The organism is Microbacterium sp. zg-Y1090, assembly GCF_030246945.1.
GTDB lineage: Bacteria > Actinomycetota > Actinomycetes > Actinomycetales > Microbacteriaceae > Microbacterium > Microbacterium wangruii.
Map to the genome: position 1 here is coordinate 2612461 of NZ_CP126742.1, position 24789 is coordinate 2637249.

General features: G+C 71.4%; 24 protein-coding genes. 5 read left to right on the forward strand and 19 right to left on the reverse strand.

The annotated features are described in order from the left end of the window. Positions 1-98: 98 nt before the first annotated feature. From QNO26_RS12310 to guaB, 6 genes are all read right to left on the reverse strand, one after another. The gene (locus QNO26_RS12310) at positions 99-1520 is read right to left on the reverse strand and encodes a glycosyltransferase (protein ID WP_257526377.1); all 1422 of its coding nucleotides are present in this window, start codon (positions 1518-1520) and stop codon (positions 99-101) included. Between the two features lie 95 nt (positions 1521-1615). Beyond that, the gene (gene guaA, locus QNO26_RS12315) at positions 1616-3199 is read right to left on the reverse strand and encodes a glutamine-hydrolyzing GMP synthase (protein ID WP_257526376.1); all 1584 of its coding nucleotides are present in this window, start codon (positions 3197-3199) and stop codon (positions 1616-1618) included. Then, positions 3196-3747 (reverse strand): DUF3817 domain-containing protein, encoded by a 552-nt coding sequence (locus tag QNO26_RS12320; RefSeq protein ID WP_257526375.1) that lies wholly within the window; start codon positions 3745-3747, stop codon positions 3196-3198. Before QNO26_RS12320 ends, guaA begins: the two co-directional genes overlap by 4 nt. Before the next feature lie 51 nt (positions 3748-3798). Then, positions 3799-4590 (reverse strand): SURF1 family protein, encoded by a 792-nt coding sequence (locus tag QNO26_RS12325; RefSeq protein WP_257638260.1) that lies wholly within the window; start codon positions 4588-4590, stop codon positions 3799-3801. A gap of 122 nt (positions 4591-4712) precedes the next feature. Beyond that, positions 4713-5831, reverse strand: a complete 1119-nt coding sequence (locus QNO26_RS12330) for a GuaB3 family IMP dehydrogenase-related protein (protein ID WP_257533930.1) — start codon at positions 5829-5831, stop codon at positions 4713-4715. 84 nt (positions 5832-5915) lie between these two features. Then, positions 5916-7418, reverse strand: coding sequence for an IMP dehydrogenase (gene guaB, locus QNO26_RS12335; protein ID WP_257526374.1), 1503 nt, complete (start codon positions 7416-7418; stop codon positions 5916-5918). A gap of 348 nt (positions 7419-7766) precedes the next feature. On the opposite strand from guaB, the gene QNO26_RS12340 reads away from it, so the two are divergent. Genes QNO26_RS12340 through QNO26_RS12355 form a run of 4 tightly spaced genes read left to right on the forward strand, consistent with a single transcriptional unit; the run spans position 7767 to position 11771 of the window. Then, on the forward strand, positions 7767-9020 hold the full coding sequence (locus QNO26_RS12340) for a branched-chain amino acid ABC transporter permease (RefSeq protein ID WP_257526373.1): 1254 nt from the start codon (positions 7767-7769) through the stop codon (positions 9018-9020). 9 nt (positions 9021-9029) lie between these two features. Next, positions 9030-10007, forward strand: a complete 978-nt coding sequence (locus tag QNO26_RS12345) for a branched-chain amino acid ABC transporter permease (RefSeq protein WP_257526372.1) — start codon at positions 9030-9032, stop codon at positions 10005-10007. After that, positions 9997-10998: an ABC transporter ATP-binding protein gene (locus QNO26_RS12350; RefSeq protein WP_374679348.1), complete on the forward strand. Its 1002-nt coding sequence runs from the start codon at positions 9997-9999 to the stop codon at positions 10996-10998. The genes QNO26_RS12345 and QNO26_RS12350 overlap by 11 nt, the downstream gene beginning before the upstream one ends. Next, positions 10995-11771 (forward strand): ABC transporter ATP-binding protein, encoded by a 777-nt coding sequence (locus QNO26_RS12355; RefSeq protein ID WP_374679347.1) that lies wholly within the window; start codon positions 10995-10997, stop codon positions 11769-11771. The genes QNO26_RS12350 and QNO26_RS12355 overlap by 4 nt, the downstream gene beginning before the upstream one ends. A gap of 580 nt (positions 11772-12351) precedes the next feature. On the opposite strand, the gene QNO26_RS12360 is transcribed toward QNO26_RS12355, so the two are convergent. From QNO26_RS12360 to groES, 3 genes are all read right to left on the reverse strand, one after another. Further along, positions 12352-13614, reverse strand: a complete 1263-nt coding sequence (locus tag QNO26_RS12360; RefSeq protein WP_257526371.1) for an ABC transporter substrate-binding protein — start codon at positions 13612-13614, stop codon at positions 12352-12354. A gap of 183 nt (positions 13615-13797) precedes the next feature. Next, positions 13798-14736, reverse strand: a complete 939-nt coding sequence (gene rarD, locus QNO26_RS12365; protein WP_257526370.1) for an EamA family transporter RarD — start codon at positions 14734-14736, stop codon at positions 13798-13800. An 83-nt stretch (positions 14737-14819) separates the two neighbouring features. After that, a complete protein-coding gene (gene groES, locus QNO26_RS12370; protein ID WP_257526369.1) occupies positions 14820-15116 on the reverse strand; it encodes a co-chaperone GroES in 297 nt (98 codons plus the stop codon). A gap of 183 nt (positions 15117-15299) precedes the next feature. Here groES and QNO26_RS12375 point away from each other — a divergent pair, with 183 nt between their 5' ends. Continuing rightward, positions 15300-16490, forward strand: coding sequence for a THUMP-like domain-containing protein (locus tag QNO26_RS12375; protein WP_257526368.1), 1191 nt, complete (start codon positions 15300-15302; stop codon positions 16488-16490). A gap of 32 nt (positions 16491-16522) precedes the next feature. Here QNO26_RS12375 and QNO26_RS12380 read toward each other — a convergent pair whose 3' ends face one another. The 10 genes from QNO26_RS12380 to glmS all read right to left on the reverse strand — a co-directional run bounded on the left by QNO26_RS12380 (position 16523) and on the right by glmS (position 24718). After that, positions 16523-17188: a hypothetical protein gene (locus QNO26_RS12380; protein ID WP_257526367.1), complete on the reverse strand. Its 666-nt coding sequence runs from the start codon at positions 17186-17188 to the stop codon at positions 16523-16525. Then, positions 17185-18270 carry a tRNA (adenosine(37)-N6)-threonylcarbamoyltransferase complex transferase subunit TsaD gene (gene tsaD, locus QNO26_RS12385; protein ID WP_257526366.1) on the reverse strand — a complete coding sequence of 362 codons (1086 nt, stop codon included), beginning with the start codon at positions 18268-18270 and terminating at the stop codon, positions 17185-17187. Before tsaD ends, QNO26_RS12380 begins: the two co-directional genes overlap by 4 nt. Then, complete coding sequence (gene rimI / locus QNO26_RS12390) at positions 18267-18851, reverse strand: ribosomal protein S18-alanine N-acetyltransferase (protein ID WP_257526365.1); 585 nt, start codon at positions 18849-18851, stop codon at positions 18267-18269. The genes tsaD and rimI overlap by 4 nt, the downstream gene beginning before the upstream one ends. Further along, positions 18848-19522 carry a tRNA (adenosine(37)-N6)-threonylcarbamoyltransferase complex dimerization subunit type 1 TsaB gene (gene tsaB / locus QNO26_RS12395; protein ID WP_257526364.1) on the reverse strand — a complete coding sequence of 225 codons (675 nt, stop codon included), beginning with the start codon at positions 19520-19522 and terminating at the stop codon, positions 18848-18850. Before tsaB ends, rimI begins: the two co-directional genes overlap by 4 nt. A 76-nt stretch (positions 19523-19598) precedes the next feature. Continuing rightward, complete coding sequence (gene tsaE / locus QNO26_RS12400) at positions 19599-20102, reverse strand: tRNA (adenosine(37)-N6)-threonylcarbamoyltransferase complex ATPase subunit type 1 TsaE (RefSeq protein WP_257526363.1); 504 nt, start codon at positions 20100-20102, stop codon at positions 19599-19601. 124 nt (positions 20103-20226) lie between these two features. Further along, positions 20227-21351: an alanine racemase gene (gene alr / locus QNO26_RS12405; protein WP_257526361.1), complete on the reverse strand. Its 1125-nt coding sequence runs from the start codon at positions 21349-21351 to the stop codon at positions 20227-20229. Then, the gene (locus tag QNO26_RS12410) at positions 21348-21758 is read right to left on the reverse strand and encodes a holo-ACP synthase (protein ID WP_257526360.1); all 411 of its coding nucleotides are present in this window, start codon (positions 21756-21758) and stop codon (positions 21348-21350) included. Before QNO26_RS12410 ends, alr begins: the two co-directional genes overlap by 4 nt. An 86-nt stretch (positions 21759-21844) precedes the next feature. Then, complete coding sequence (locus QNO26_RS12415) at positions 21845-22345, reverse strand: SRPBCC domain-containing protein (protein WP_257526359.1); 501 nt, start codon at positions 22343-22345, stop codon at positions 21845-21847. Then, positions 22342-22725: an ArsR/SmtB family transcription factor gene (locus tag QNO26_RS12420; protein ID WP_257526357.1), complete on the reverse strand. Its 384-nt coding sequence runs from the start codon at positions 22723-22725 to the stop codon at positions 22342-22344. Before QNO26_RS12420 ends, QNO26_RS12415 begins: the two co-directional genes overlap by 4 nt. Positions 22726-22864: 139 nt before the next feature. After that, complete coding sequence (glmS, locus tag QNO26_RS12425; RefSeq protein ID WP_257526356.1) at positions 22865-24718, reverse strand: glutamine--fructose-6-phosphate transaminase (isomerizing); 1854 nt, start codon at positions 24716-24718, stop codon at positions 22865-22867. Positions 24719-24789 lie beyond the last annotated feature (71 nt).

A 24789-nucleotide genomic window follows, 5' to 3' on the forward strand; every position in this document is an offset into this window, starting at 1 on the left:
GTCCCCGGCCCCGTCCCCCGCCCCGTCCCCACCGTGAGACGAAAGCCGGTGGCCGAGACGGCGGGTACCACCCATGTTCTCGGCCGTCAGGATTCGTCTCACCGATGCGGCGGGCGGCCGGGGCGCGAGGCGGGGGCGTCGAGGGCGGCGCGCGCGGCGACGGCGAGAGCGCGCATCGAGGAGGCGGCATCCATCTGCGCGGCCGCCGCCCGCGCGGCATCCGACAGCCAGGCGCGCACGCCCGGCCCCGTCAGAAGCGCGGTCAGCGCGCCGGCGAGAGCGTCGACGTCACCGTCGGGCACCAGCATGCCGCCGCCTCGCGCGAGGGTGTCGCGGGGCCCGTAGGGCATGTCGTACGAGACCACCGGCACACCGTGGCCCAGCGCCTCGAGCACGACCAGCGGCTGCCCCTCGTTCGTGCTGGTCAAGGCGAACAGGTCGGCGGTGGCCCACGCCGCCTCGGGATCGGCGGTGTGACCGTGCAGCACCACCGCGTCGGCGACGCCGAGCTCGTCGGCGAGCGACTGCAGCGCCGCGCGCTCCGGCCCGTCGCCGTAGACATGCAGCTCGGCGTGCGGCACCGACGCGCGCACGGTCGCCAGCGCCCGGATGGCGTGATCGACGCGCTTGCGGGCGCTCAGCGTGTTGAGCATGACGATGCGCCCCGCCACCGGGTCGTTCGCGAGCCCCGACGGCGCGGGATGAGGCACGACGAACGAGCGGATGCCGTCGCCCACGCGTCGCTCCACGTCGCGCTGCTGCGACGGGGTGAGCCACAGCACGCCGTCGAAGCGGTCGGCGATGTCGAGCCACCGCGACCACGCGGCATCCATCGGCGCGTCCCACGTATACGGCGCCTGCAGGTGGCAGGCGTGGGTGGTGTGCAGCACCCGGATCGCGGGGTCGAGCAGCGGAGGCGCATCGGCCACCAGCAGCTCCCCCACCTGGCGCGCCTCGCAGAGCACCGCCACCGGGCGTGCGGATGCCGCGGCGCGCGCATTCACCCACGCGCGGTACAGCCCGCCGAACCCCGGCAGCCAGCCCACCGGCGCCGCGCCGTCCTCGGACCACACGGTCACCGGCGCGGAACTCAGGTGCCATGCCGGGTCACCGGAGATCACCGGAAGCTCCAGCACGGTGCGGCCTGCGGCATCGGCGATGACACGGGCGCCGGTCACCGTGCCGTGCGCGTCTTCGTCCGGCGCCGGCGCGGGAAGCGGCAGGGCCGCCGCGCGCAGCCAGCCGGCATCCGCGCGGGCGTCGTCGAAGAGGTTGCGCAGGTCGTCCGGGTCCGTGAGCAGCCCCCGGCGCACCCACTCCGCGCGATCGCGGTCGTGGTCGGCCCGCTCGCCCGGGTCGACGGTGAGCAGCGTCACCCGCGCGCCGGCGGCGGCCATGTCCTGCGCGCGGCGCAGCACCGAGATGGTGAAGCCGCCGTCGCGGTCGGGGATCAGCCGGCTCGCCAGAACCAGGTAGTCGGCATCGGGCAGCACGGAATCGGGCAGCACGGGGTCGGTCATCGATCCATCCTCCCCCACGCCTCTCGGTCGGCTGCCGATCCCCGGCCGCAAACGACGGATGCCGCGACCCTCAGGCCGCGGCATCCGTCACCGGCTCACTCCCACTCGATGGTCCCCGGGGGCTTGCTCGTCACGTCGAGCACCACGCGGTTGACCTCGCGCACCTCGTTGGTGATGCGGTTGGAGATCTTCGACAGCACGTCGTAGGGAAGGCGCGTCCAGTCGGCGGTCATCGCGTCCTCGCTCGAGACCGGGCGCAGCACGATCGGGTGGCCGTAGGTGCGGCCGTCGCCCTGCACCCCCACGGAGCGCACGTCGGCCAGCAGCACGACCGGGCACTGCCAGATCTCGCCGTCGAGGCCGGCCTTGGTCAGCTCCTCGCGGGCGATGGCGTCGGCCTCACGCAGAATCTCGAGACGGTCAGCGGTGACCTCGCCCACGATCCGGATGCCGAGGCCGGGGCCCGGAAACGGCTGGCGCGCGACGATGACCTCGGGAAGACCCAGCTCGCGGCCGATCGCGCGCACCTCGTCCTTGAAGAGGGTGCGCAGCGGCTCGACGAGTTCGAACCGCAGGTCCTCAGGGAGGCCGCCGACGTTGTGGTGGCTCTTGATGTTGGCCGTGCCGCTGCCGCCGCCGGACTCGACGACGTCGGGGTACAGCGTGCCCTGCACGAGGAAGCGGATCGGCTGACCGTCGGCCTCGGCTTCGGCCACGAGCTCCGCCTCGGCCTGCTCGAAGGTGCGGATGAACTCGCGCCCGATGATCTTGCGCTTCTGCTCGGGGTCGCTGACACCGGCCAACGCGGTGAGGAACCGCTCACGGGCGTCGACGGTGACCAGACGCACGCCGGTGGAGGCGACGTAGTCCTGCTCGACCTGCTCCCGCTCGTTCTTCCGCAGCAGGCCGTGGTCGACGAAGATGCAGACGAGCTGGTCGCCGACGGCCTCGTGCACGAGGGCCGCAGCGACGGCGGAGTCGACCCCGCCCGACAGCCCGCAGATGACGCGGCCGGTGCCGACCTGCTCGCGGATCTTCGCGACCTGCTCGGCGATGACGTTGCCGCTGTTCCAGTCGGCGGGAAGCCCGGCCGCCTTGTGCAGGAAGTTCTCCAGCACCTCCTGGCCGTGGTCGGTGTGCTTGACCTCCGGATGCCACTGCACGCCGTACAGGCGACGCTCGTCGCTGCCGAAGGCGGCGACGGGGGTGGCGGCGGTGGACGCGAGCACCTCGAAGCCCTCGGGCGCGGCCGAGACCTGGTCGCCGTGGCTCATCCACACGTTCTGCGTGGACGGCTGACCCGACAGCAGCACGCCGCCGTCGCCGCTCAGCGCGGCATCGGTCGCGCCGTACTCGCGCAGGCCGGTGTTGGCGACCTCGCCACCGAGGGTCTTGGCCATGACCTGGAAGCCGTAGCAGATGCCCAGCGTGGGCACGCCGAGGTCGAAGACGGCGGGGTCGAGCGCCGGGGCGCCCGGCTCGTACACCGACGACGGACCGCCGGAGAGGATGATGCCCACCGGGTCCTTGGCGGCGATCTCCTCGGCCGTCGCGGTGTGCGGCACGATCTCGCTGTAGACGCCGGCCTCGCGCACGCGGCGCGCGATCAGCTGGGCGTACTGGGCGCCGAAATCGACCACCAGCACGGGGCGCTGGGCGGTCTCGGTCTGAGAAGTCAACGGTTGCCTTCCGTAGCGGGGGCGGGGGCGGGATCGGGTGCACCGGCGGACGCCGGGGGCGTGGTTGGCACGGGAGCGGCGTCGCCGGCGACGACCGCCGCAGCTGCGGCATCGGCTTCGCGGCGGGCGAGGTAGGCCTTGACGTCGCGGGCGACGCCGGCCTCCATGAAGAACGACAGCAGGGGCACGATGCCGCCGCTGGCCAGCAGCAGGAACCGCCAGAACGGCCACCGCATGAGGCTCCAGATGCGGAAGCATGCGAAGAGGTACACCACGTAGAACCAGCCGTGCGCGATGAGGATGCCCAGCGACAGGTTCAGACCGTCACCGGTGGAGATGAGCTCCCCCTCGGGACCGGGGACGACGGGCGCGAGCCACAGCAGTCCGCCCGAACCCCCGGCGAAGACCTCGACAGCCAGGGGCGTGTACTTCAGGACCATCTCGGCGCAGAGCAGCAGCAGTCCCACACCGGTGATCACCGAGGCGATCTGGTAGAAGCGCAGAGCCCCGCGGATCGCCGGAAAGGAGGCGAGTTTGGGTGCCGGCATGGGTTCCATCCTACCGCCGCCGCCTGAGTCCCCCGCCCGCGCGCGGAGGCCTCACGGCGCGTTCGCGGCGGCATCCTCCTCGAGGGCCTCGAGCTCCTTCTCCCACGCGTCGCGGGCCAGCCGGTACCACATGTAGAACGCGAAGCCGGCGAAGACGACCCACTCCACCGCGTAGAAGATGTTGAGCCAGTTCACCGACGAGCCCTCGTCGGGCGGCGGCGAGTGGATCGCCTCGAGGCCGGCGAACGGCTCGGCCGATGTGAGGTACGCGCGGTACACGTCGAGGCCCTCGGTGTCATGCCACTGCGCCAGCAGAGCCGCCGGAGACATGCGGGTCATCTCGTGCGGGTCCGTCCCGCGCGGCGGGATGGCGGGACCTTCGTCGGCGATGATCCGACCGGTGACGTCGACGACGGCATCCGGGTGCTGTTCGGCTTGCGCTTCGAGCTCCTCGACGGCGGCGGCGGCACGCTCGCGTGTGGGCGCCCAGCCGACGGCGACGGCCAGCGACGTGGGCTGGTCACTGCCGACGGAGGCGGCGTCGAGGCGCAGCTGGCCGGTGACCCAGTAGCCTTCCGTCCCGTCATTGAAACGGGAACCCACGACGAGGAAGTCGCCGGGGATCCATCTCCCGGACGCCTCGACCTTCTGGCCTCCCAGCGGCTGCGACAGATACTGCCCGGGCTCGGTCACCTCGGCGATGGGCCGCACCTGCTCGGTCGCCCCCGGGCGCGGTGGGTCGGTGTCGATGGCATTGCCCAGCTGCCACTGGCCGAGCCAGGCGAACACGCCGGCGATCGCCAGGGCGAGGGCGAGCATGCCGAGCCACCAGGGACGGAGCATCACCTCGCGCAGCGTCGGCGGAAACTGCAGCGGCACGGCGGATGCCGCGGCATCCGCCGTCGACGCGCTCGTCGCCGACCCCGCACCGGGGGTGGCGTGCGTGTGCGGGTCGTGCGCGTGCATCACTTGGCTGCGTACGGCGCGACGACGACCTCGACGCGCTGGAACTCCTTGAGGTCCGAGTAGCCGGTCGTCGCCATCGACTTCTTGAGCGCGCCGATGAGGTTGGCGGTTCCGTCTGCGACGGGGGCCGGCCCGTAGAGCACGGACTCGAGGTTCATCTTCTGCTCGACGCGGATACGGCTGCCGCGCGGGAGCTGGGGATGGTGGGCTTCGGCGCCCCAGTGGTAGCCGCGCCCGGGGGCGTCGGTGGCGCGGGCGAGGGCGACGCCGAGCATGACGGCATCCGCCCCCATGGCGAGCGCCTTCACGATGTCACCCGAGGTGCCGACGCTGCCGTCGGCGATGACGTGCACATAGCGCCCGCCCGACTCATCGAGGTAGTCGCGGCGAGCGCCGGCGACGTCGGCGACGGCGGTCGCCATGGGTGCGTGGATGCCGAGCGTCGCGCGGGTGGTCGAGGCGGCTCCTCCGCCGAAGCCGACGAGCACGCCCGCCGCGCCCGTGCGCATGAGGTGCAGGGCCGCGGTGTAGGTCGACGCACCACCGACGATGACGGGCACGTCGAGGTCGTAGATGAATTTCTTGAGGTTCAGGGGCGCGTCGACGCTGGAGACGTGCTCGGCCGAGACGGTGGTGCCGCGGATGACGAACAGATCGACGCCGGCGGCGACGACGGTCTCGTACAGCTCCTGCGTGCGCTGCGGGGTGAGGGCGCCGGCGACGGTGACGCCTGCGGCGCGGATCTCGGCGAGCCGATCGCGCACGAGCTCGGGCTTGATCGGCTCGGCGTACAGCTCCTGCATGCGGGCGGTCGCGTTCTCGGCGGGGAGCCCTGCGATCTCGGCCAGCAGGGGGTCCGGGTCGTCGTAACGGGTCCACAGGCCCTCGAGGTCGAGCACACCGAGCCCGCCGAGACGGCCCAGCATGATGGCCGTCCGCGGACTGACGACGGAGTCCATCGGGGCGCCCAGCACCGGGATGTCGAACTGGAAGGCGTCGATGGCCCAGCCCGTCGAGACGTCCTCGGGGTTGCGGGTGCGCCGCGAAGGCACGACCGCGATGTCGTCGAACGCGTAGGCGCGGCGTGCGCGCTTGGCGCGGCCGATCTCGATCTCCATGCTCACCCCTCCAGCCTACCCGCCCCCTCTTCCCCACCCGCCGAGTGCGTGCTCGGGGGCCGGAAGGCGGCGGCGGTGCGCAGGCTACTTGCGGTAGTTCGGGGCCTCGACCACGATCTGCACGTCGTGGGGGTGGGACTCCTTCAGCCCTGCGGGGGTGATCCGCACGAATTTGCCGCGGGCCTTCAGCTCCTCGACCGTGCGGGCGCCGACGTAGAACATCGACTGGCGCAGGCCGCCGACGAGCTGGTAGGCCACCGCCGACACCGGTCCGCGGTACACCACCTGCCCCTCGATCCCCTCGGGGATGAGCTTGTCGTCGCTGGGCACGTCGGCCTGGAAGTAGCGGTCCTTGGAGTACGACGTCTTCTTGCCGCGCGTCTGCAGCGCACCGAGCGAGCCCATGCCGCGGTACTGCTTGTACTGCTTGCCGCCGACGAACACGATCTCGCCCGGCGACTCGTCGGTGCCGGCGAACAGCGAGCCGATCATCACGCTGTCGGCTCCCGCGACGAGCGCCTTCGCGATGTCGCCGGAGTACTGCAGCCCGCCGTCGGCGATCACCGGGACGCCGGCCTCGCGCGCTGCGAGGGATGCCTCGTACACCGCGGTCACCTGCGGCACGCCGACGCCGGCGACGACGCGGGTGGTGCAGATCGACCCCGGTCCGACGCCGACCTTGACGGCATCCACTCCCGCGTCGATGAGCGCCTGTGCGCCCTCGCGCGTGGCGACGTTGCCGCCGATGACGTCGATGTGGTCGAACGTCGGGTCGGCCTTGATGCGCCGCACCATGTCGATCACACCCGCCGACTGGCCGTTGGCCGTGTCGACGACCAGCACGTCCACCGCCGCGTCGCGCAGCGCCTCGGCGCGCTCCCACGCGTCGCCGAAGAAGCCGATCGCCGCACCCACGCGCAGGCGACCCTGCTCGTCCTTCGTGGCCAGCGGATACTTCTCGCTCTTGTCGAAGTCCTTGATCGTGATGAGACCGGCGAGCTTTCCGTCATCGTCGATGAGCGGCAGCTTCTCGACCCGGTGGTGGGCGAACAGGGCGATGACCTCGTTCGCCCCGATGCCGACCTTGCCGGTGATCAGTCCCTCGCTGGTCATGACGTCGCGCACCTTGGTGGTCTGCCGCTCGAAGCCGGAGACGAAGCGCATGTCACGGTTGGTGATGATGCCCAGCAGGCGCCCGTCATCGTCGACGACCGGCAGCCCGGAGATGCGGTACTGCGCGCACATGGCGTCGACCTCTTCGATCGACGCGTCGGGCGTGGTCGTGATCGGGTCGGTGATCATGCCCGACTCGCTGCGCTTGACGCGGTCGACCATCGCGGCCTGATCGGCGATGGAGAGGTTGCGGTGGATGATGCCGAGCCCACCCTCGCGGGCGATGGCGATCGCCATGCGCGCCTCGGTGACGGTATCCATGGCCGCGGCGATGAGCGGCGTTGCCACCGTGATGCGGCGGGTCACGCGCGAGGACGTGTCGGCGTCGCTGGGGATGACGTCTGTGTGCCCGGGAAGCAGAAGCACGTCGTCGTAGGTCAGTCCGACGAAGCCGAAGGGGTCGTTGTGATCCATGGGTGTGTCTCCTGCGCGCGCGGCGCGTTGTGCGGGTGTTCGACGACGGCCGGCGATGGCGCCTGTACTGATTCTAAGCGCCGGAAGGACCCGTTCATTCCCGCGCGCGTACCGCATCGTGCCGATGTCCGGGTCGCGCCGCGCCGCGTGAGAACGGCTTGGAAACGTACCGTAGGCGAAACAACGCCGACACATTACGCTCATACCGTCGTACATCGAGGCTGATGTCGAACCCGCGAATCGGCCTCCCGTACCGAAAGCGGAGGTTCCGTGAGTTCCACCACGACGACGCAGCGACGCAGCCCCCGATGGCTGGGTGTCCTCGTCGGTCTTCTCCTTGCTGCGGCTATGGCCCTGCTGGCAGCCCCGACAGGGGCACACGCCGCGACGACACCGCCCGACACCCCGGGTGGCGATCAGGAGCAGACCGACTACTACTTCGGCGGTGTCATCACCTTCGACGACGAGCCCGTCCCCGACGTCACCGTCGGGATCGAGGGTGGTGGCTTCGAAGCGGAGACCGTCACCGGCGCCGACGGCCGCTGGCGCCTCTATGTTCCCGAGAAGGACCCGTACACCCTCACCGTCGACGAGTCCACGCTTCCCGACGGCGTGATCGTCGAAGGCGAATCGGCGTCGCAGGAGGTGGAGTTCGGCCTCACCGGCTCGAAGATCGTCAACCTGTTCCTCGGCGAGGGGGTGCGCCAGACCACGTCGTTCATCGACCAGCTGGTCGAGCGCATCTTCAACGGCCTGAACTTCGGTCTGCTGCTGGCCCTCGCCGCCATCGGCGTCTCGCTCATCTTCGGCACCACGGGTCTGACGAACTTCGCCCACGCCGAGATGGTGACCTTCGGCGCGATCATCGCGATCGTCATGGGGACGTTCTGGCAGGTGCCGATGTGGATCACGATCCCGGTCGTGGTCATCGTCGGCGCAGCGTTCGGCTGGACGCTGGATGCCGGGCTGTGGCGGCCGCTGCGCCGCCGCGGGATCGGCCTCGTGCCGCTGATGATCGTCAGCATCGGCCTGTCGCTGGCGCTGCGATACCTGTATCAGTACTTCCTCACCGGTTCGACGTATCAGCTGCCCGGCGCCGGCTCCACCCGCATCCCGCTGTTCGGGGCGGTGCAGCTGTCTCCGGTGAGCCTGATGTCGATGGGCATCAGCATCATCGTCATCGTGGCGGTGGCACTGTGGCTGCTGCGCACCCGCGTCGGCAAGGCCACCCGCGCGATCTCGGACAACCCCGGGCTCGCCGCCGCGTCGGGCATCGACGTCGACCGGGTCGTCCGCATCGTCTGGATGATGGCCGCCGCCCTCGCGGCGCTCGCCGGCATCCTGTGGGGCTACTTCCGCCCCGGCGTGCGGTGGGACATGGGCGTGCACATCCTGCTGCTCATCTTCGCCGCCGTGACGCTCGGCGGTCTCGGCACCGCGTTCGGCGCCCTCGTCGGCGCCATCATCGTCGGTCTGCTGGTCGAGGTCTCGACCCTCTGGCTGCCGTCGGACCTGAAGTACGTGGGGGCGCTGGTCGTCCTCATCTTGATCCTGCTGGTGAGGCCCCAGGGAATCCTGGGCCGCAAAGAGAGACTCGGATAGGAGGCGACCATGGATTGGGGAGGCATTCTCAACAACACCGCGGGGTGGCTGTTCAGCCCGACGACGATCGCCTACGCCCTCGCGGCGACGGGCCTCGCGGTGCACTTCGGCTACGCCGGACTGCTCAACTTCGGCATGGCCGGATTCATGGCCATCGGCGCGTACAGCTACGCGATCTCGATCCTGTCGTTCGGGCTGCCCTGGTGGGTCGGCATCATCGTCGGCATGGTCGCGGCGAGCGTGTTCGCGCTCATCCTCGGCATCCCGACGCTGCGCCTGCGTGCGGACTACCTCGCCATCGTGACGATCGCGGCGGCGGAGATCGTGCGCCTGCTGTTCACGACGACGGCCTTCGACGAGTACACCAACTCGGCCGACGGTCTCGGCGGCTACCACGCCGGCTTCCGCGCGGCGAACCCGTTCCCCGAAGGGACGTACGGATTCGGCCCGTGGGTCTACACCGCCACCGAACTGTGGGTGCGGGTGTTCGGCCTGTTCCTGCTGGCCGTGGCGATCCTCATCGTGTGGTCGGTGATGCGCAGCCCGTGGGGCCGCGTGCTCAAGGGCATCCGCGAAGACGAGGATGCCGTGCGCTCGCTCGGCAAGAACGTCTTCGGCTACAAGATGCAGGCCCTCGTGCTCGGCGGCATCTTCGGGGCGATGGGCGGCGTCGTGTTCGCCCTGCCCTCGGCGGTGGTGCCGGCGACGTACACCACGAGCCTCACGTTCTTCATCTGGACGATCCTGCTGCTCGGCGGCGCCGCCACCGTGTTCGGTCCGGCACTGGGCGCGGTGATCTTCTGGGTGATCATGGCATTCCTCGACGGGGTGCTCCCGGCACTCGCGTCCCAGGGCATCCTGCCGATCTCGCCCATCCAGGCGGGCACCCTGCGCTTCGTCTTCGTCGGCGTCGCGCTCATGCTGCTCGTCATCTTCCGCCCGCAGGGCATCCTCGGCAACAAGAGGGAGCTGACCTTTGTCAAGTAACACGCCTCAGTCGCCACCCGAGCCGCCGCCGTCGACCGGCAGCATCCGCCGCCCGAAGACCGGCGGCCTGGCCAAGGGCGAACCGGTCCCCGGCGTCGCGAAGGTCGACCCGATCCTCATCGCCGACAACGTCACCCGTCGCTTCGGCGGCCTGACGGCCGTCGACGTCGAGCACCTGGAGATCCCGCGCAACGCGATCACCGCGCTGATCGGGCCGAACGGCGCGGGGAAGACCACGCTGTTCAACCTGCTCTGCGGCTTCGACAAGCCGAACTCGGGCACGTGGAGCTACGACGGCCAGCAGCTGTCCGGCATCCCGTCGTTCAAGGTCGCCCGCATGGGCCAGGTGCGCACGTTCCAGCTCACCAAGGCACTGTCTCTCCTGACGGTGCTGGAGAACATGAAGCTGGGCGCCACCAAGCAGATCGGCGAGCGGTTCTGGACGAGCATGCTGCCCTTCCTCTGGCGCAAGCAGGAGACCGAGATCGAGCAGAAGGCCCGCGAGCTGCTGGCGCGGTTCAAGCTCGACACCAAGGCCGACGACTACGCCGCATCGCTGTCGGGCGGTCAGCGCAAGCTGCTGGAGATGGCGCGGGCGCTGATGAGCGACCCCAACCTGGTCATGCTCGACGAGCCGATGGCGGGGGTGAACCCGGCACTGACGCAGTCGCTGCTGGACCACATCCTCGATCTCAAGGAGCTCGGCATGACCGTGCTGTTCGTCGAGCACGACATGCACATGGTGCGCCACATCGCCGACTGGGTGGTGGTGATGGCCGAGGGCAAGGTCGTCGCCGAGGGTCCGCCCGACAGCGTCATGCAGGACAAGTCGGTCATCGATGCCTACCTCGGCGCGCATCAGGACGTCGACCTCGGCGTGGTGACCGGTCGCGTCGCGGGAGAGCTGGACACGTCCGCGATGGCGCTGCTGGAGGAGATCCACGAAGAGGAAGAGGCGTCGATCGCCGAAGCCGAGGAGGAGACGAAGTGAGCGAGCCCTCAACCGGCGCAGGCCCCGGCGGCGCCACCGCGGTGTCTTCGGAAGTCGTGGTGAGCGTCGACGATCTGACCGCGGGATACCTGCCGGGTATCAACATCATCAACAACGCCAATCTCGTGGCGCATCGCGGTGAGCTCATCGGCATCATCGGCCCCAACGGCGCCGGCAAGTCGACGCTGCTCAAGGCGATCTTCGGCATGGTGAAGGTGCGGGGCGGCGAGATCACGCTCAACGGCGAGAGCATCGTCGGACTGAAATCCGACAAGCTCGTGCAGCGCGGAGTGGGCTTCGTGCCGCAGACGAACAACGTCTTCCCGTCGCTGACGATCGAGGAGAACCTGCAGATGGGTCTCTATCAGCGGCCGAAGGCCTACGCCGAGCGGCTGGAATTCGTCACCGGGATCTTCGCCGAGCTCGGCAAGCGACTCAAGCAGCGCGCCGGCTCGCTCTCGGGCGGCGAGCGCCAGATGGTGGCGATGAGCCGTGCGCTCATGATGGACCCGGCGGTGCTGCTGCTCGACGAGCCCAGCGCCGGCCTCTCACCGGTGCGCCAGGACGACGCGTTCATCCGCGTCTCCGACATCAACAAGGCGGGCGTGACGATCATCATGGTCGAGCAGAACGCGCGCCGCTGCCTGCAGATCTGCGACCGCGGATACGTGCTCGACCAGGGGCGCGATGCGTACCAGGGCACCGGCCGCGAGCTGCTGAGCGACCCGAAGGTCATCGGACTGTACCTGGGCACGCTCGGCGAAGACGACTGACGCGGGGCGCCCGGACGAGGGGGGGTGGATGCCACGGCATCCACCCCCCTTTCTCGCGCGCGTGAGCCGTGCACGGGCAGGCACCGCGGGCCGGGCCAGCGCGCGCGGGCGCCGCGGCACGGGCCAGCGCGGGCCTGTTCCGGTGTCGCAAATGGACCCTGCCCCGCGCAGGAACCAGCCAAACGCGACACTCGAGCAGCACGGGCGGGCACCGGCGTGCACGCGTCAGCACCGCGAACCGCGGGGCATCGCGCGGCCTGTTCCGGTGTCGCAAACGGACCATGCCCCGCGCAGCAACCGACCAAACGCGACACTCGAGCAGCACGGGCGGGCACCGGCGTGCACGCGTCAGCACCGCGAACCGCGGGGCATCGCGCGGCCTGTTCCGGTGTCGCAAACGGACCCTGCCCCGCGCAGCAACCAGCCAAACGCGACACTCGAGCAGCACGGGCGGGCACCGGCGTGCACGCGCAGGCACGGGGCAGCGCCGGCGGGCACCGGCGCGGGCAGGCCGCGGGCACGGGCACGCCGCGGGCACGGGAAAGGCCCCGGAGCACGCTCCGGGGCCTTTCGCGCGGCGTCAGTTGACGCGCGTGTGGATGTTGTCGGCGCCGTACTGGAAGATGCCGATCGTCGCCTCGGTCGGGTCGCCGGCCTCGTCGAACGCGACGCCACCGGAGTAGCCGTCGTAGTCGGCGGTGCCACCGTCGAGGATGATGTCGGCGCAGTCGGCGAACGACTCGCACTTCTCACCATCGCCGGAGCCGCCCGAGACCTCCGCCAGCGCACCGGCGATGTCGCCCGGGTCGGAGGAGTTGGCCGCGAGTGCGGCGAGCGCCAGCAGCACGACGGCGTCGTACGACTCCGCCGCGTAGTTGAAGTCGACCAGTTCGCTGCCGTCCTGCTCGAGCCACTGGGCCGACAGGCGCTCCTGGAAGTCGTCCGAAAGCACCGGGCCGGGCTGGGTGCCCTTCGATCCCTCGATCGACACCGGCATGTCGGCGCCCCACTGCGAGATGTTGCCATCCACGAAGTAGAAGTTCGCGCCGTCGAAGCCGCTGTTCACGAACGACGGGACGATGGTCGCCGTCTCCTCGAACCCGATCACCGCGATGGCGTCGGGGTTCTCGGCGAGGATCGACGAGACCTGTGCGCTGAAGTTCGTGTCACCCAGGTTGTACGACTCGCTGGCGACGACCTCGCCACCGGTGGCGGTGAAGGTCTCGCTCAGCGCGGCCTCGAGGCCGGTGCCGTAGGCATCGTTCAGGTAGATGATGCCGAGGGCCTTGTGGCCGTCCTCCGCGATGAGGTTGCCGAGCACCTCGCCCTGCAGCAGGTCGCTGGGGGCGGTGCGCCAGTAGAGGTTGTCGTCGTCCCACGTCGTGAAGTCCGGCGACGTGTTCGCCGGCGAGAACGTGATGACGCCGGCACCGACGGCCTGGTCGAGGAACAGCTTGGTCACACCCGACGACGCGGCGCCGATGAGGGCCTGCACCCCGTTGCCGAGCAGGCGCGGCACGGTGGTCTCGTAGGCCTTGTTGTCGGTGTCACCCGAGTCGCCGTACTCCACCTCGACGGTGATGCCCTTGTCCGCCTCGTTGATCTCGGCGACGGCCAGGCCCACACCCGCCTCCTCCGGCGGGCCGAGGTATGCCAGCGAGCCGGTCTGCGGCAGAACGGTGCCGATGCTGAGGGTGAGTGCCTCGCGCTCCTCGGTCGGCCCCGCGGAGGTCTCTGCGGGCTCGCTCGTACCGGCACAGCCGGCCAGGATCATCGCGCTCGCCCCGGCCACGGCGACGACGCCGAGGAACGAGGAACGGCGCGAACGTGTGAAGACGCTCATAGTGCTCCCTAATTGTGGTGAAAGACACGGAAGGTCGGGCGCCGTGCCAGTGGGTCCCAACCTAAACCCCGCTCCTCACCCGCAATGTTGCGATGTGTTAACGGTCTGAAACAGAACAGTCTCGGAACGATAACGGCGGCGCCCGCATTTGATATGAGCGGATGCCGGAGCGACGGCATCCGCTCAGGTCACCGCGCCGAGGTCGTCCACCCCGCGCGGCCGCCGGGCATGACGGAGCGAGTCGGCGGTGAGCAGGGTGAGCGCGAGCCACACCAGCGCGAAGCCCGCCCAGCGTTCGGGCGGCATGTCCTCACCGAGCCACACCCCGATCGCGAACTGCAGGATGGGCGCGACGAACTGCAGCAGGCCCATGACCGTCAGTGGCGCACGCCGCGCGCCGGCGGCGAAGAAGAGCAGCGGCGTGGCGGTGATGACCCCGGCGAGCCCGAGCAGCACGGCGTGCCCGATACCGGCGGTGCCCATCGTGATACCGGTGGTCGCGCCGACGACGATGAGCTGCACGATCGCGACCGGCAGCAGCCAGAACGACTCGAGGGTCAGGCCGCTGACGGCATCCACCGCCGGACCCAGCTGCTTCTTCACCAGCCCGTACAGGCCGAACGAGGCGGCGAGGGTGAGGGCGATCCACGGGAAGGCGCCGTAGCCGACGACGATGACCACGACCGCCGCTGCGGCGATGCCGAGGGCGACCCACTGCGTGACCCGCAGGCGCTCACGCAGCACCAGCACCCCGAGCAGCACCGTCACGATCGGATTGATGAAGTATCCGAGGCTCGCCTCGAGCACGTGGCCCGTGAGCGTGGCGATGAGGAAGACCTGCCAGTTGACGTAGATCAGCGCCCCGGCGACGGCCGTCCACAGCAGCAGGCGCGGCCGGCGCACGATCGCGATGATCTTCGGCCACGACCGGGTCACCGTCAGCAGCAGCAGGCAGAAGACGAACGACAGCAGCACCCGCCAGGACACGACCTCCCACGGGCCGGTGGGGGCGAGCACGAGGAAATAGAGGGGCATGAAGCCCCACAGGAAGTAGGACGCGAAGGCGTACACCCCGCCGAGCAGGCGCTCGCGGGCGGGGTCGGCGGCAGGGGCTGTCGTCACCGCCTCAGCCTAGAGCCGCCGCAACGACGAAGGCCCCGGATGCCAGTGGCATCCGGGGCCTTCAGAAGTGAAGAGCAGTCCGATCAGCGGACGACGACAGCCAGCACGTCGCGGGCCGACAGCACGAGCAGCTCGTCGCTACCGAACTTGACCTCGGTGCCGCCGTACTTGCTGTAGATCACGCGGTCGCCGACGGCGACGTCGAGCGGAATGCGGTTGCCGTTGTCGTCGATGCGGCCGGGGCCCACGGCGACGACCTCGCCCTCCTGGGGCTTCTCCTTCGCGGTGTCAGGAATGACCAGCCCGCTGGCGGTGGTCTGCTCGGCCTCGACCTGCTTGATGACGATGCGGTCCTCGAGCGGCTTGATGGAAACCGACACGGTCTACCTCTTTCTTGGAACTGAAGACTCGTTAGCACCCACCTGTTGAGAGTGCTAACGCAAGTGTACGGGCGCACTGGCACTCATGCAACGCGAGTGCCAGTCGAGGTGACGCCCCGTGACGCCGGCCGGTCGCGCAGCCACGTGGCGGCGCGCGACGGCCGGCCACCCTAGGCTGAACGGGTGGACTTGTCCGAGCTGACCGCGTTGCTGACCCCCGAAGGGCTGCGGCTGCTCGACGCGACCGGTCCCATCCGCAGCACCGCCGACGCGGCCGCTGCGGTGTCGCGACTGCGGGCTGCGGGGCACTCCCCTGATCTGGTCTCCGCCGTCGTCGGCCAGGCCAGGCTGCGGGTGAAGGCAGAGGCGAAGTTCGGCGAGTTCGCCGATCGGATGCTCTTCACGCGCGCGGGCCTGGAGCAGTCCACGCGGCTGGCGGTCGCCGCGCGTCACGCCGGCCGCTTCCGCGACGCCGGCTTCTCCCGCGTGGCCGATCTCGGCTGCGGCATCGGCGGCGACGCGCTGGGCCTGGCCGCCCTGGGCCTGGAGGTCGAGGCCGTCGAAGCCGACGAGGTGACCGCGGCGATCGCGGCGTACAACCTCGCCCCGTTCGGCCAGCAGGTGCGGGTGCACCACGGTCGCGCGGAGTCGTTCGACGTCCCCTCGGTCGACGCGGTCTGGCTCGATCCGGCCCGTCGTACCGCCGGTCACACCGAGACCACCCGACTGGGCCCCGACGCCTGGTCGCCCTCGCTGGAATGGGTCTTCTCGCTGGCCGAGCAAACGCCGGCGGGCATCAAGCTGGGTCCTGCCTTCGACCGCACGGCCCTGCCGGCCGACGTCGAGGCGCAGTGGATCAGCGTCGACGGCTCGACCATCGAACTCGTCGTGTGGACCGGCCGCCTCGCGCGTCCCGGCATCCGCCGTGCCGCCCTCGTGCTGCGCGGCGACACCGCCCATGAGATCACCGCCGCCGCCGACGCACCCGACGCACCGGTGCGCGAGCTCGGCGCGTTCGTGCACGAGCCGGACGGCGCCGTGATCCGCGCCAGGCTGATCGGCGAGGTCGCCCGGCGGCTGGATGCCGGGATGCTCGCCCCGGGCATCGCGTACCTCACCGGCGAGGCCGCCATGACGAGCCCGTTCGTGTCGAGCTTCCGGGTGCGCGAGCGTCTGCCGGCCGATGTGAAGAATCTGTCCAAGGCGCTGCGCGAGCGGGGCATCGGCACCCTGGAGATCAAGAAGCGCGGGGTCGACGTCGACCCGGCGACGCTGCGGACGAAGCTCAAGCTGTCGGGCACCGCCTCGGCGACCCTGCTGCTCACCCGCGTGGGCAGCAAGCGGCTGGCGCTGCTGGCAGACCGCGTCGTCTGAGCCCGCGGGGCGCGCTGACGCCCCGGGCGCCGTCAGCCGAGCAGGTCGGACGTCTGTGCGGCCCACACGAGCCACCCCGCGCTGTACAGCACGGACAGCACGCCGAGCACGAGCGCCCACACCGCGATGGGGCGGCTCTCCAGTGGCCGGCACAGTGCGACGATCGCGGCCACGGCCGCGCCGATGCCGAGGGGGAAGCCCCAGCCGACGAACCACGAGACGACGACCGCGACGATCGCGAATCCGAGGGCCCATCCGGCGATGCCGACGCCGGGGCGCTGCGGCTCGGTCCAGGTGGGAACCGTGCCGGTGGTGGCGACCGCGACGTCCACCGGCGCGGTCGGGAGGCGATGGAAGCCGCCCCGGTGCTCCCCCGGCAGCCGCGGCGCCTCGTCGGCGGGGACGACGTCGGGTGACGGCGGCTCGACCCGCGGGTCTGCGGCGGGCAACGGGTCTGCGGCGGGCGACGGGTCGGGCAACGGCGGGGGGACGGCGGGCCACGACGGTGAGACGGCGGGTGGCGGCGGCGGGACGGCCGCGGCGGGCGACGCGGCAGTGGCGGGCGGCGGGACCGCGGCTGCGGCGGGCGGCGGGACGGCCGCGCCGGACGGCGCAACCGGCGGCGCGGCAGGAGTCGACTCCGTCGCACCCGCGTCGCGGCGGCGGCGGCGCGTGGCATCCGGGCGTTCGTCGCTCATGCGGGCACCTCCTCAGCCACCTGGATCTCGGTGACCGGCAGCGTCGAGTCCGCGCCGAAGTGCAGGGTCGAGGGCGGCCGGCCCGCGGTGATGAGCTCGGCGGCGAGCCCTGCGATCATGGCGCCGTTGTCGGTGCACAGGCTCAGCGGCGGGATCCGCACGGTCACCCCCACCTCGGCGGCGCGGGCGAGGGCCACCTCCCGCAGGCGCCGGTTGGCGATGACACCCCCGCCCAGCAGCAGCCGCGGCACGTCGTGGCGCACGCAGGCGTCGAGCGCCTTGGTGACGAGCACGTCCACGACCGCCTCCCGGAAGGATGCCGCGACGTCGGCGGCCGGCACGGGCTCCCCCGCTGCCTCGCGCTGCTCGATCCAGCGCGCCACGGCGGTCTTCAGCCCCGAGAACGAGAAGTCGTAGCGGTGATCGGCCATGTCCGAGGCGCGGGAGAGACCGCGGGGGAAGCGGATGGCCGCCGGGTCGCCGGCGGCGGCGGCGCGGTCGATCTCGGGGCCGCCGGGGTACGGCAGCCCCAGGATGCGGGCCACCTTGTCGAACGCCTCGCCGGCGGCGTCGTCGACGGTCTCGCCGAGCATCTCCACATCGGTGGTGAGGTCGCGCACCAGCAGCAGCGAGGTGTGGCCGCCGCTGACCAGCAGCGCCACGGTGGGGTACTCGACCGCGTCTCCGGTCAGCAGGTCGGCGGCGATGTGCCCCACGAGGTGGTTGACGGCGTACAGGGGCACGCCCAGCCCGACCGCGAGGGCTTTGGCCGCGCCCACTCCGACCATGAGCGCCCCCGCGAGTCCGGGGCCGCTGGTGACGGCCACGGCGTCGAGATCGGCCAGCGAGAGCGGCCGCCCCTCGGCGGCGGACGCGTCGGCCAGGGCGCGCTCGATCGCCGGCTGCAGCGCTTCGAGGTGGGCGCGGGCGGCGATCTCGGGCACGACGCCGCCGTAGCGGGCGTGCTCGTCCATCGAGCTGGCGATGGTGTTGGCGAGCAGGCGCCGGCCGCGGACGATGCCGATGCCGGTCTCGTCGCAGCTGGTCTCGATGCCCAGCACGAGCGGGTCGACACGGTTCACAGGCGATCCTCCGGGGGTGCGGTGTCGGCGGTGCGGGTCGCGATCGCCGCGTCGTCGGTGAGGGCGACGTCGGCGCTCGTCGAGAGCGTGCCACCGGCGCCGGGGTCGGGGACGGACGACGTGGCCCAGCTGCGCAGGTCGAGCCGCATCACGACGGCATCCACGTCGTCCGGCTGGTAGTAGCGGGGGCGACGGCCGAGTTCGGTGAAGCCCTCCGAGGCGTACAGCGCGGCCGCGACGGGATTGTCGGCACGCACCTCGAGGAAGACCTCCGCGGCGCCGCGGCTCGCCGCCTCGGTCAGCAACGCCCGCAGCAGGGTGCGCCCGTAGCCGCGTCCACGGGCGGCGGCCGCGACGGCGATGGTCTGCACATCGGCATCCTTCGCCCCGGCCGGTGCGCGCAGCCCGGCGTAGCCGACCAGCACGCCCGCCTCTTCGAGGGCGAGGTAGCGCCCGTGCGGCGACGCGATCTCGGCGCGCATGGCCGTCTCGCTCCACGCGTCGGTGGGGAAGGCGGCCCGCTCGAGCGCCATGATGGCCCCGAGGTCGGCCACCGTGGCGGTGCGCACGCCCGCGCTCACGCGCCGACCTTCTTGCGCGGCGCCGGAACGGACACGTCCGGGGTGCGCAGGTACAGCGGCTCGGCGGGGCCGAGGGGCCGGCCGGCGGCGAGGGTGCGTGCGGCGACGAGCGCGAGCAGCGTCGCCGGCACCGCAGTGGCGTCGTGGCGGCGGGCATCGAGGGTGCCGAGTCGGGCATCGAGGTCGTCGCGCGGGACGAGGGCGGGACCGGCGACGCACACGGGCAGGCCGTCGTCGTCCATCCCCTCGTAGACGGAGTACGCGAACTCGCGGCGGCGGGCATCGGTGACGACGGCGAACCGCGGGGTGTCTTCCCCGGCGATCGCGTCGGCGAGCAGCACCTCCAGCGCGACGGCGTGGTGACTGGGGACGGGCACGAGCGGGATGCCGCGCGCCAGCGCGAAAGCGGTCGCCGCGGCGATGCCCACCCGCAGGCCGGTGAACGGACCGGGGCCCATCCCCGCGGCCACGTGCGTGAGCGCGACGGGCTCGGGTGCGCCGGTGGCTCCCACGGGCCCGTAGGCCGCCTCGTCGAGCACCTGCCGCAGCAGGTCGCCGATCACCTCGGCGTGGCCGAGCGGGTTGGCGGCGGCGGCGGAAGCGCGCACGACGCCGTCATCCTCGACGATGGCGAGCGCCGTTCCGAGCGAGGTGTCGATGCCGAGGATCACCCTCCCAGGCTACCCGCGCGGGCGCGTGGCATCCTCGTCCCGGCTGCAGGCGCGCACCGGCCGGGCCCTCGTCGGTTCAGGGGCGACGGGAGACGACGACCCGGCGCGGGGTGTCGGCGTCGAGTTCCTCGGTGGCGCGGGAGAACGTGCCGCAGGCGGTGTCGACACCGCGGCCGTGCCACTCGCGGTCGAGCTCCACCTCCCACCAGTCGTCACGCAGGCCGGGCACCATGTCGCGTCCCCACTCCACCACCACGACGGAGCCGTCGAGGTCGATGTCGAGGTCGTCGAGCTCGGCCGCCGAGCCGAGCCGGTACGCGTCGACGTGCACGAGAGCAGGGCCGCCCACGAGCGACGGGTGGGTGCGGGCGATGACGAAGGTGGGGCTCTGCACGGGACCGCGCACTCCCAGACCCGCCGCGATCCCGCGCGTCAGCGTGGTCTTGCCCGCTCCGAGCGCCCCGGTGAGCACCACCAGGTCGCCCGCGCGCAGGCTCTCGCCGAAGGCGCGGCCGAGGGCCTCCATGTCGGCCGGGGAGTCGATCTCGCGCTCGCCGACGAAGCCATCCAGTCCGCTCATCGCCGCCCTCCCGTGCACATCGTCGCCGATCCGGGCGCCAGGCAGGGCAGAGACCGGTTGCGCGCGCCGACCCCGCCCGCGATGGCGACGTTGTGCGCGGCCGGCGCGGTGCGGGCTGCCCCGATCACGACGACACCTCGCTGCGGGGAACGCGCTGCCCGATGCGCGTGACGATCTCGTAGTTGATCGACCCGGATGCCGTGCCCCATTCGTCCGCCGCCGGCACGCCCCGCTCCGGGTCGCCGAAGAGCACCGCCTCGTCCCCCACCGCCACCGGGGCATCGCCCACGTCGACGACGAACTGGTCCATGGCGATGCGCCCGGCCACCGTGTACCGGCGACCGCCGATCACGACCGGGCCGCGACCCGAGGCGGCGCGCGGCACGCCGTCGGCGTAGCCCAGCGGCACCAGGGCCAGCGTCGTCTCGGTCTCGGTGCGGTGGGTGTACCCGTACGACACCCCCTGGCCTGCGGGCACGCGGCGGACGGCGGCGACGGCGGCGCGCAGCGTCATCGCGGGGCGGAGTCCCAGGTCGGCAGACGTGCGGTCGTCGAACGGCGACAGCCCGTACATGCCGATGCCGATGCGCACGCAGTCCAGCCGGGCTTCGGGCAGTGCGATCGCGGCATTCGTCGCGGCGATGTGGTGCACCTGCGGGGCGAGCCCGGCCGCCGAGGCCAGGGCGGCCGCCTCGTGGAACGTCTTCAGCGCGACGCGATCGTCTTCGACGGAGGTGTTGGAGAGGTGGCTGAACAGACCGGCGACCCGCACCTCGCCCTGCCTCTCCAGCCGCGCAGCCTCGGCGAACGCCTCGGTCCAGTCCGCCGGCGCCAGGCCGTTGCGGCCCAGTCCGGTCTCGACCTTCAGGTGCACGGACACCGGACGATCGGCGGATGCCGCCGCGGCGGCGGCCCGCAGCTGATCGCCGCTCGAGATCCCCAGTTCGATGCCCTGCGCCGCCGCGTCGGCGAACGATGCACCGGGGGCGTGCAGCCACGCGAGCACGGGCGCATCGATGCCGGCGCGTCGCAGCTCCAGCGCCTCCTGCACATCCACGACGCCCAGGCGGGTGGCACCGGCGGCGAGGGCGGCCCGCGCGGTGCGTGCCGCGCCGTGCCCGTACCCGTCGGCCTTGACCACGGCGAGCACCTCGACGCCGGTGAGCTGTCGCAGGTGGCGCACGTTCGCGCCGATCGCACCGACATCGACGACGGCTTCGCGCAGGAGGCCGGCCGGCATCCGCGTCATGATGCACCCTCGACGGCGGGTGCGGCCACGCCCACGCCGCCCACGGCACCGGCGCCGAGCGCCTCGGCCACGACATAGGCGGTGGCGAAGCCGCCGTCGTGCGAGAGCGACAGATGCAGGGTCGTGATGCCCCGCTCGGCCACGACGTCGGCCGTCGAGCCGGTGAGGGTGAACCAGGGGCGGCCGGAGGGCTCCGGCGTGATCTCGATCTCGGTCCAGTGCACGCCGTCCGAGCCGCCGAGCGCCTTGATGAGTGCTTCCTTCGCGGCGTAGCGGGCGGCCAGCGACCGCGCCGGCAGCTTCCGCTCGGTGGGCGAGAACAGGCGCTCGACCAGGCGCGGCGTGCGCTCGAGCGACCGTTCGAACCGGGGGATGTCGACGAGGTCGATGCCGATTCCGACGATCACGCGGGCCTCCCTGGCGTCGCAGATCGGACCGTGCGCCGCCTCTGCCAGCCTACTCCGCGACGCGGCGGGAGCGCCCTGCGGCCCGGTCAGAGCTCGGCGAACCGCGCTTCGCAGCCGGGGGCGAGATCCTCGTACCGCCGCTGCCATCCCTCGCCGTCGCGATCGGCGCCGGGTGTGCGCAGGTGCGCGTCGAGCGCTTCGAGATAGGCGCGCCAGCCGGCCGCGTACGAAGAGGACCGGATGCCGGTGTGCTCGAGCACGAGCCGGGTGCCGCCGTCGACGGTCTCCAGCCGCACGACCAGCTCGGTCGGCTCCTCCCCCTCGGCGTGCCAGACGGTCGTGAACCCGCGCGGCGGGTCGCATGCGGTGATGGTTCCGCTGCCCCACGCGCCCTCTCCGTCGCCGTCGGCGACCTCCCACCGGCCGCCCAGTGCGAGGTCGCCGGAGTAGTCCGCCATCCACCGCGCCAGCCGGTCGCGCTGGGTGACCGCTGCCCACAGGTCGTCGAGGTCGGTGGCGTAGACCTCGTCGTAGACGAGGCGGTAGCCGTCGCCGTGCCGCTGGATGAGGGGGCTGCCGAGTGTCATGAGGCGTCCTTTCGTCGGGGTGAGGGATGCCGCGCCGGTGCGGCATCCGCCGACCGCGCCGTGGCACGTGCGCCGCGGGCGATCTCGGTGTGGAGGGCGTCGAGACGTTGCGCCCACGGTGCCCGCAGGCGCGCGAGCGCAGCCTCCGCCGCCGCCAGCCCTGCTGGATCGACGGCGTAGATGCGGCGGGTCCCCTCGGGCGTCGACGTCACGAACCCGTTGTCGCGCAGCACCCGCAGGTGCTGCGACACCGCCGGCTGCGAGATGCCGTACTCGCTGCGGATCAGCTCGACGAGCGCCCCCGCGGGCTGCGCGCCATAGGCGAGCACCTCGAGGATCCGCCGCCGGGCGGCATCCGCCAGCACATCGAACACGTCCACGTCAGGACTATATAAGTAGCAACTTATCTAACGCAACGACGGAAAGAAACCGCAGACCACCCGCAGAAGGACGCCCGGGGCACGGCGCCCCACGCCCCGACGCCCGCGGGAGGGATGACTCCCCCGCGGGCGATCGTGCTCACTCGACGGTGACGGACTTCGCGAGGTTGCGGGGCTGGTCGACGTCCAGTCCCTTGGCGGTGGCCAGGCCCATCGCGAAGATGTGCAGCGGAACGACCGCCAGCAGCGGCTCGAACAGCGGCCCCGCCAACGGGATGCGCAGCACCTCGTCGGCGTACGGCAGCACCGCGGCGTCGCCCTCTTCGGCGACCGCGATGACGCGAGCGCCGCGCGCACGGATCTCCTGGATATTGGAGACGACCTTCTTGTGCAGCTCGGCGGACTCGCGCGGCGAGGGGACGATGACGAAGACCGGCTGTCCGGGCTCGATCAGCGCGATCGGGCCGTGCTTGAGCTCGCCGGCGGCGAAGCCCTCGGCGTGGATGTACGAGATCTCCTTGAGCTTGAGCGCTCCCTCGAGGGCGATCGGGTAGCCGACGTGGCGCCCGAGGAACAGCACGGAGCGGGTGTCGGCCATCCAATGGGCGAACTGCTCGATGTGCGCCTGCTCCTCGGCGAGGATGTGCGCGATCTTGGCGGGGACCGCCTCGAGTTCGCGCGCATGCTCGGCGACCTGCACCTCGGTCAGCGCACCGCGCAGGCGACCGACGTGCAGCGCCAGCAGGTACAGCGCGGTGATCTGTGCGATGAACGCCTTCGTCGAGGCCACGGCGACCTCGGGTCCGGCGTGGGTGTAGACGACGGCATCCGATTCCCGGGGGATGGTGGCGCCCTGGGTGTTGCAGATCGAGAGGGTCTTCGCGCCGTGCGCCGAGGCGTACTTCACCGCCATCAGCGTGTCCATCGTCTCGCCGGACTGGCTGATCGACACCACGAGGGTGTCGGGTCCGATCACCGGGTCGCGGTAGCGGAACTCGTGGGCCAGCTCCACGTCGACGGGGATGCGCGTCCACTGCTCCAGGGCGTACTTGCCCACCATCCCGGCGTACGCGGCGGTGCCGCACGCGAGGATGACGATGCGGTTGACGCCGAGGAACAGCTCGTCGAGTCCGTCGAGCTCGGGGATCTGCACGACGCCCTCGTGGATGCGACCGAGCACTGTCTTGGCGACGGCCTCGGGCTCCTCCGAGACCTCCTTCGCCATGAACGACGGCCAGCCGCCCTTCTCCGCGGCGGACGCGTCCCACACCACCTCGAACGGCTCCACCTCGACGTCGTTGCCGTCGAAATCGGTGACGGTGACGGCATCGGGCGTGATCGCGACGATCTGGTCCTGACCGATGGCCAGGGCGTTGCGGGTGTGCTCCACGAACGCGGCGACGTCGGAGCCGAGGAAGTTCTCGCCCTCACCCAGGCCGATCACCAGCGGCGAGTTGCGGCGAGCGCCGACCACCACGCCGGGGCTGTCCTGGTGCATCGCCAGCAGGGTGAACGCGCCCTCCAGCTGGGACACGACGGACCGGAATGCCGCGACGAGGTCGCCGCTCTGCTCACGGTAGGCCCGCCCGAGGAGCACCGCCGCCACCTCGGTGTCGGTCTCACTGCGGAACGTGTAGCCCTCCGACACGAGCTCGGCCTTCAGGTCGGCGAAGTTCTCGATGATGCCGTTGTGGATGACGGCGAGACGGTCGTCGTCGGCAAGGTGCGGATGCGCGTTGGCGTCGGTGGGCGCACCGTGCGTTGCCCACCGCGTGTGGCCGATCCCGGTGGTGCCGTCGGGCATCGGGTGCGCGGCGAGGTCGTCGCGGAGCACGCTCAGCTTGCCCGCCCGCTTGCGGGTGCCCATGTGCCCGGTGTCGTCGATCACGGCGACACCGGCCGAGTCGTAGCCCCGGTATTCCAGACGGGCCAGGCCGGAGAGGAGGATGTCCTGGCTCGGCCGCGGGCCGACGTATCCGATGATTCCGCACATGCTTGCGATCCTAAACCGGATCGTCGTGGGCACCTCACGCACGCGGGCTGGGCACCACCGCTGCGCTGTCC

What these genes read in the sequence shown, in the direction of transcription:
- alr (WP_257526361.1), bottom strand. Translation starts at nt 21,351, where the DNA reads ATGACGCGGATGCCGGCCGGCCTCCTGCGCGAAGCCGTCGTCGATGTC.
- QNO26_RS12360 (WP_257526371.1), bottom strand. Translation starts at nt 13,614, where the DNA reads ATGAGCGTCTTCACACGTTCGCGCCGTTCCTCGTTCCTCGGCGTCGTC.
- QNO26_RS12380 (WP_257526367.1), bottom strand. Translation starts at nt 17,188, where the DNA reads ATGAGCGACGAACGCCCGGATGCCACGCGCCGCCGCCGCCGCGACGCG.
- tsaE (WP_257526363.1), bottom strand. Translation starts at nt 20,102, where the DNA reads ATGAGCGGACTGGATGGCTTCGTCGGCGAGCGCGAGATCGACTCCCCG.
- QNO26_RS12415 (WP_257526359.1), bottom strand. Translation starts at nt 22,345, where the DNA reads ATGACACTCGGCAGCCCCCTCATCCAGCGGCACGGCGACGGCTACCGC.
- QNO26_RS12320 (WP_257526375.1), bottom strand. Translation starts at nt 3,747, where the DNA reads ATGCCGGCACCCAAACTCGCCTCCTTTCCGGCGATCCGCGGGGCTCTG.
- QNO26_RS12325 (WP_257638260.1), bottom strand. Translation starts at nt 4,590, where the DNA reads ATGCTCCGTCCCTGGTGGCTCGGCATGCTCGCCCTCGCCCTGGCGATC.
- guaB (WP_257526374.1), bottom strand. Translation starts at nt 7,418, where the DNA reads ATGGATCACAACGACCCCTTCGGCTTCGTCGGACTGACCTACGACGAC.
- QNO26_RS12330 (WP_257533930.1), bottom strand. Translation starts at nt 5,831, where the DNA reads ATGGAGATCGAGATCGGCCGCGCCAAGCGCGCACGCCGCGCCTACGCG.
- glmS (WP_257526356.1), bottom strand. Translation starts at nt 24,718, where the DNA reads ATGTGCGGAATCATCGGATACGTCGGCCCGCGGCCGAGCCAGGACATC.
- QNO26_RS12310 (WP_257526377.1), bottom strand. Translation starts at nt 1,520, where the DNA reads ATGACCGACCCCGTGCTGCCCGATTCCGTGCTGCCCGATGCCGACTAC.
- QNO26_RS12340 (WP_257526373.1), top strand. Translation starts at nt 7,767, where the DNA reads ATGGCCCTGCTGGCAGCCCCGACAGGGGCACACGCCGCGACGACACCG.
- QNO26_RS12345 (WP_257526372.1), top strand. Translation starts at nt 9,030, where the DNA reads ATGGATTGGGGAGGCATTCTCAACAACACCGCGGGGTGGCTGTTCAGC.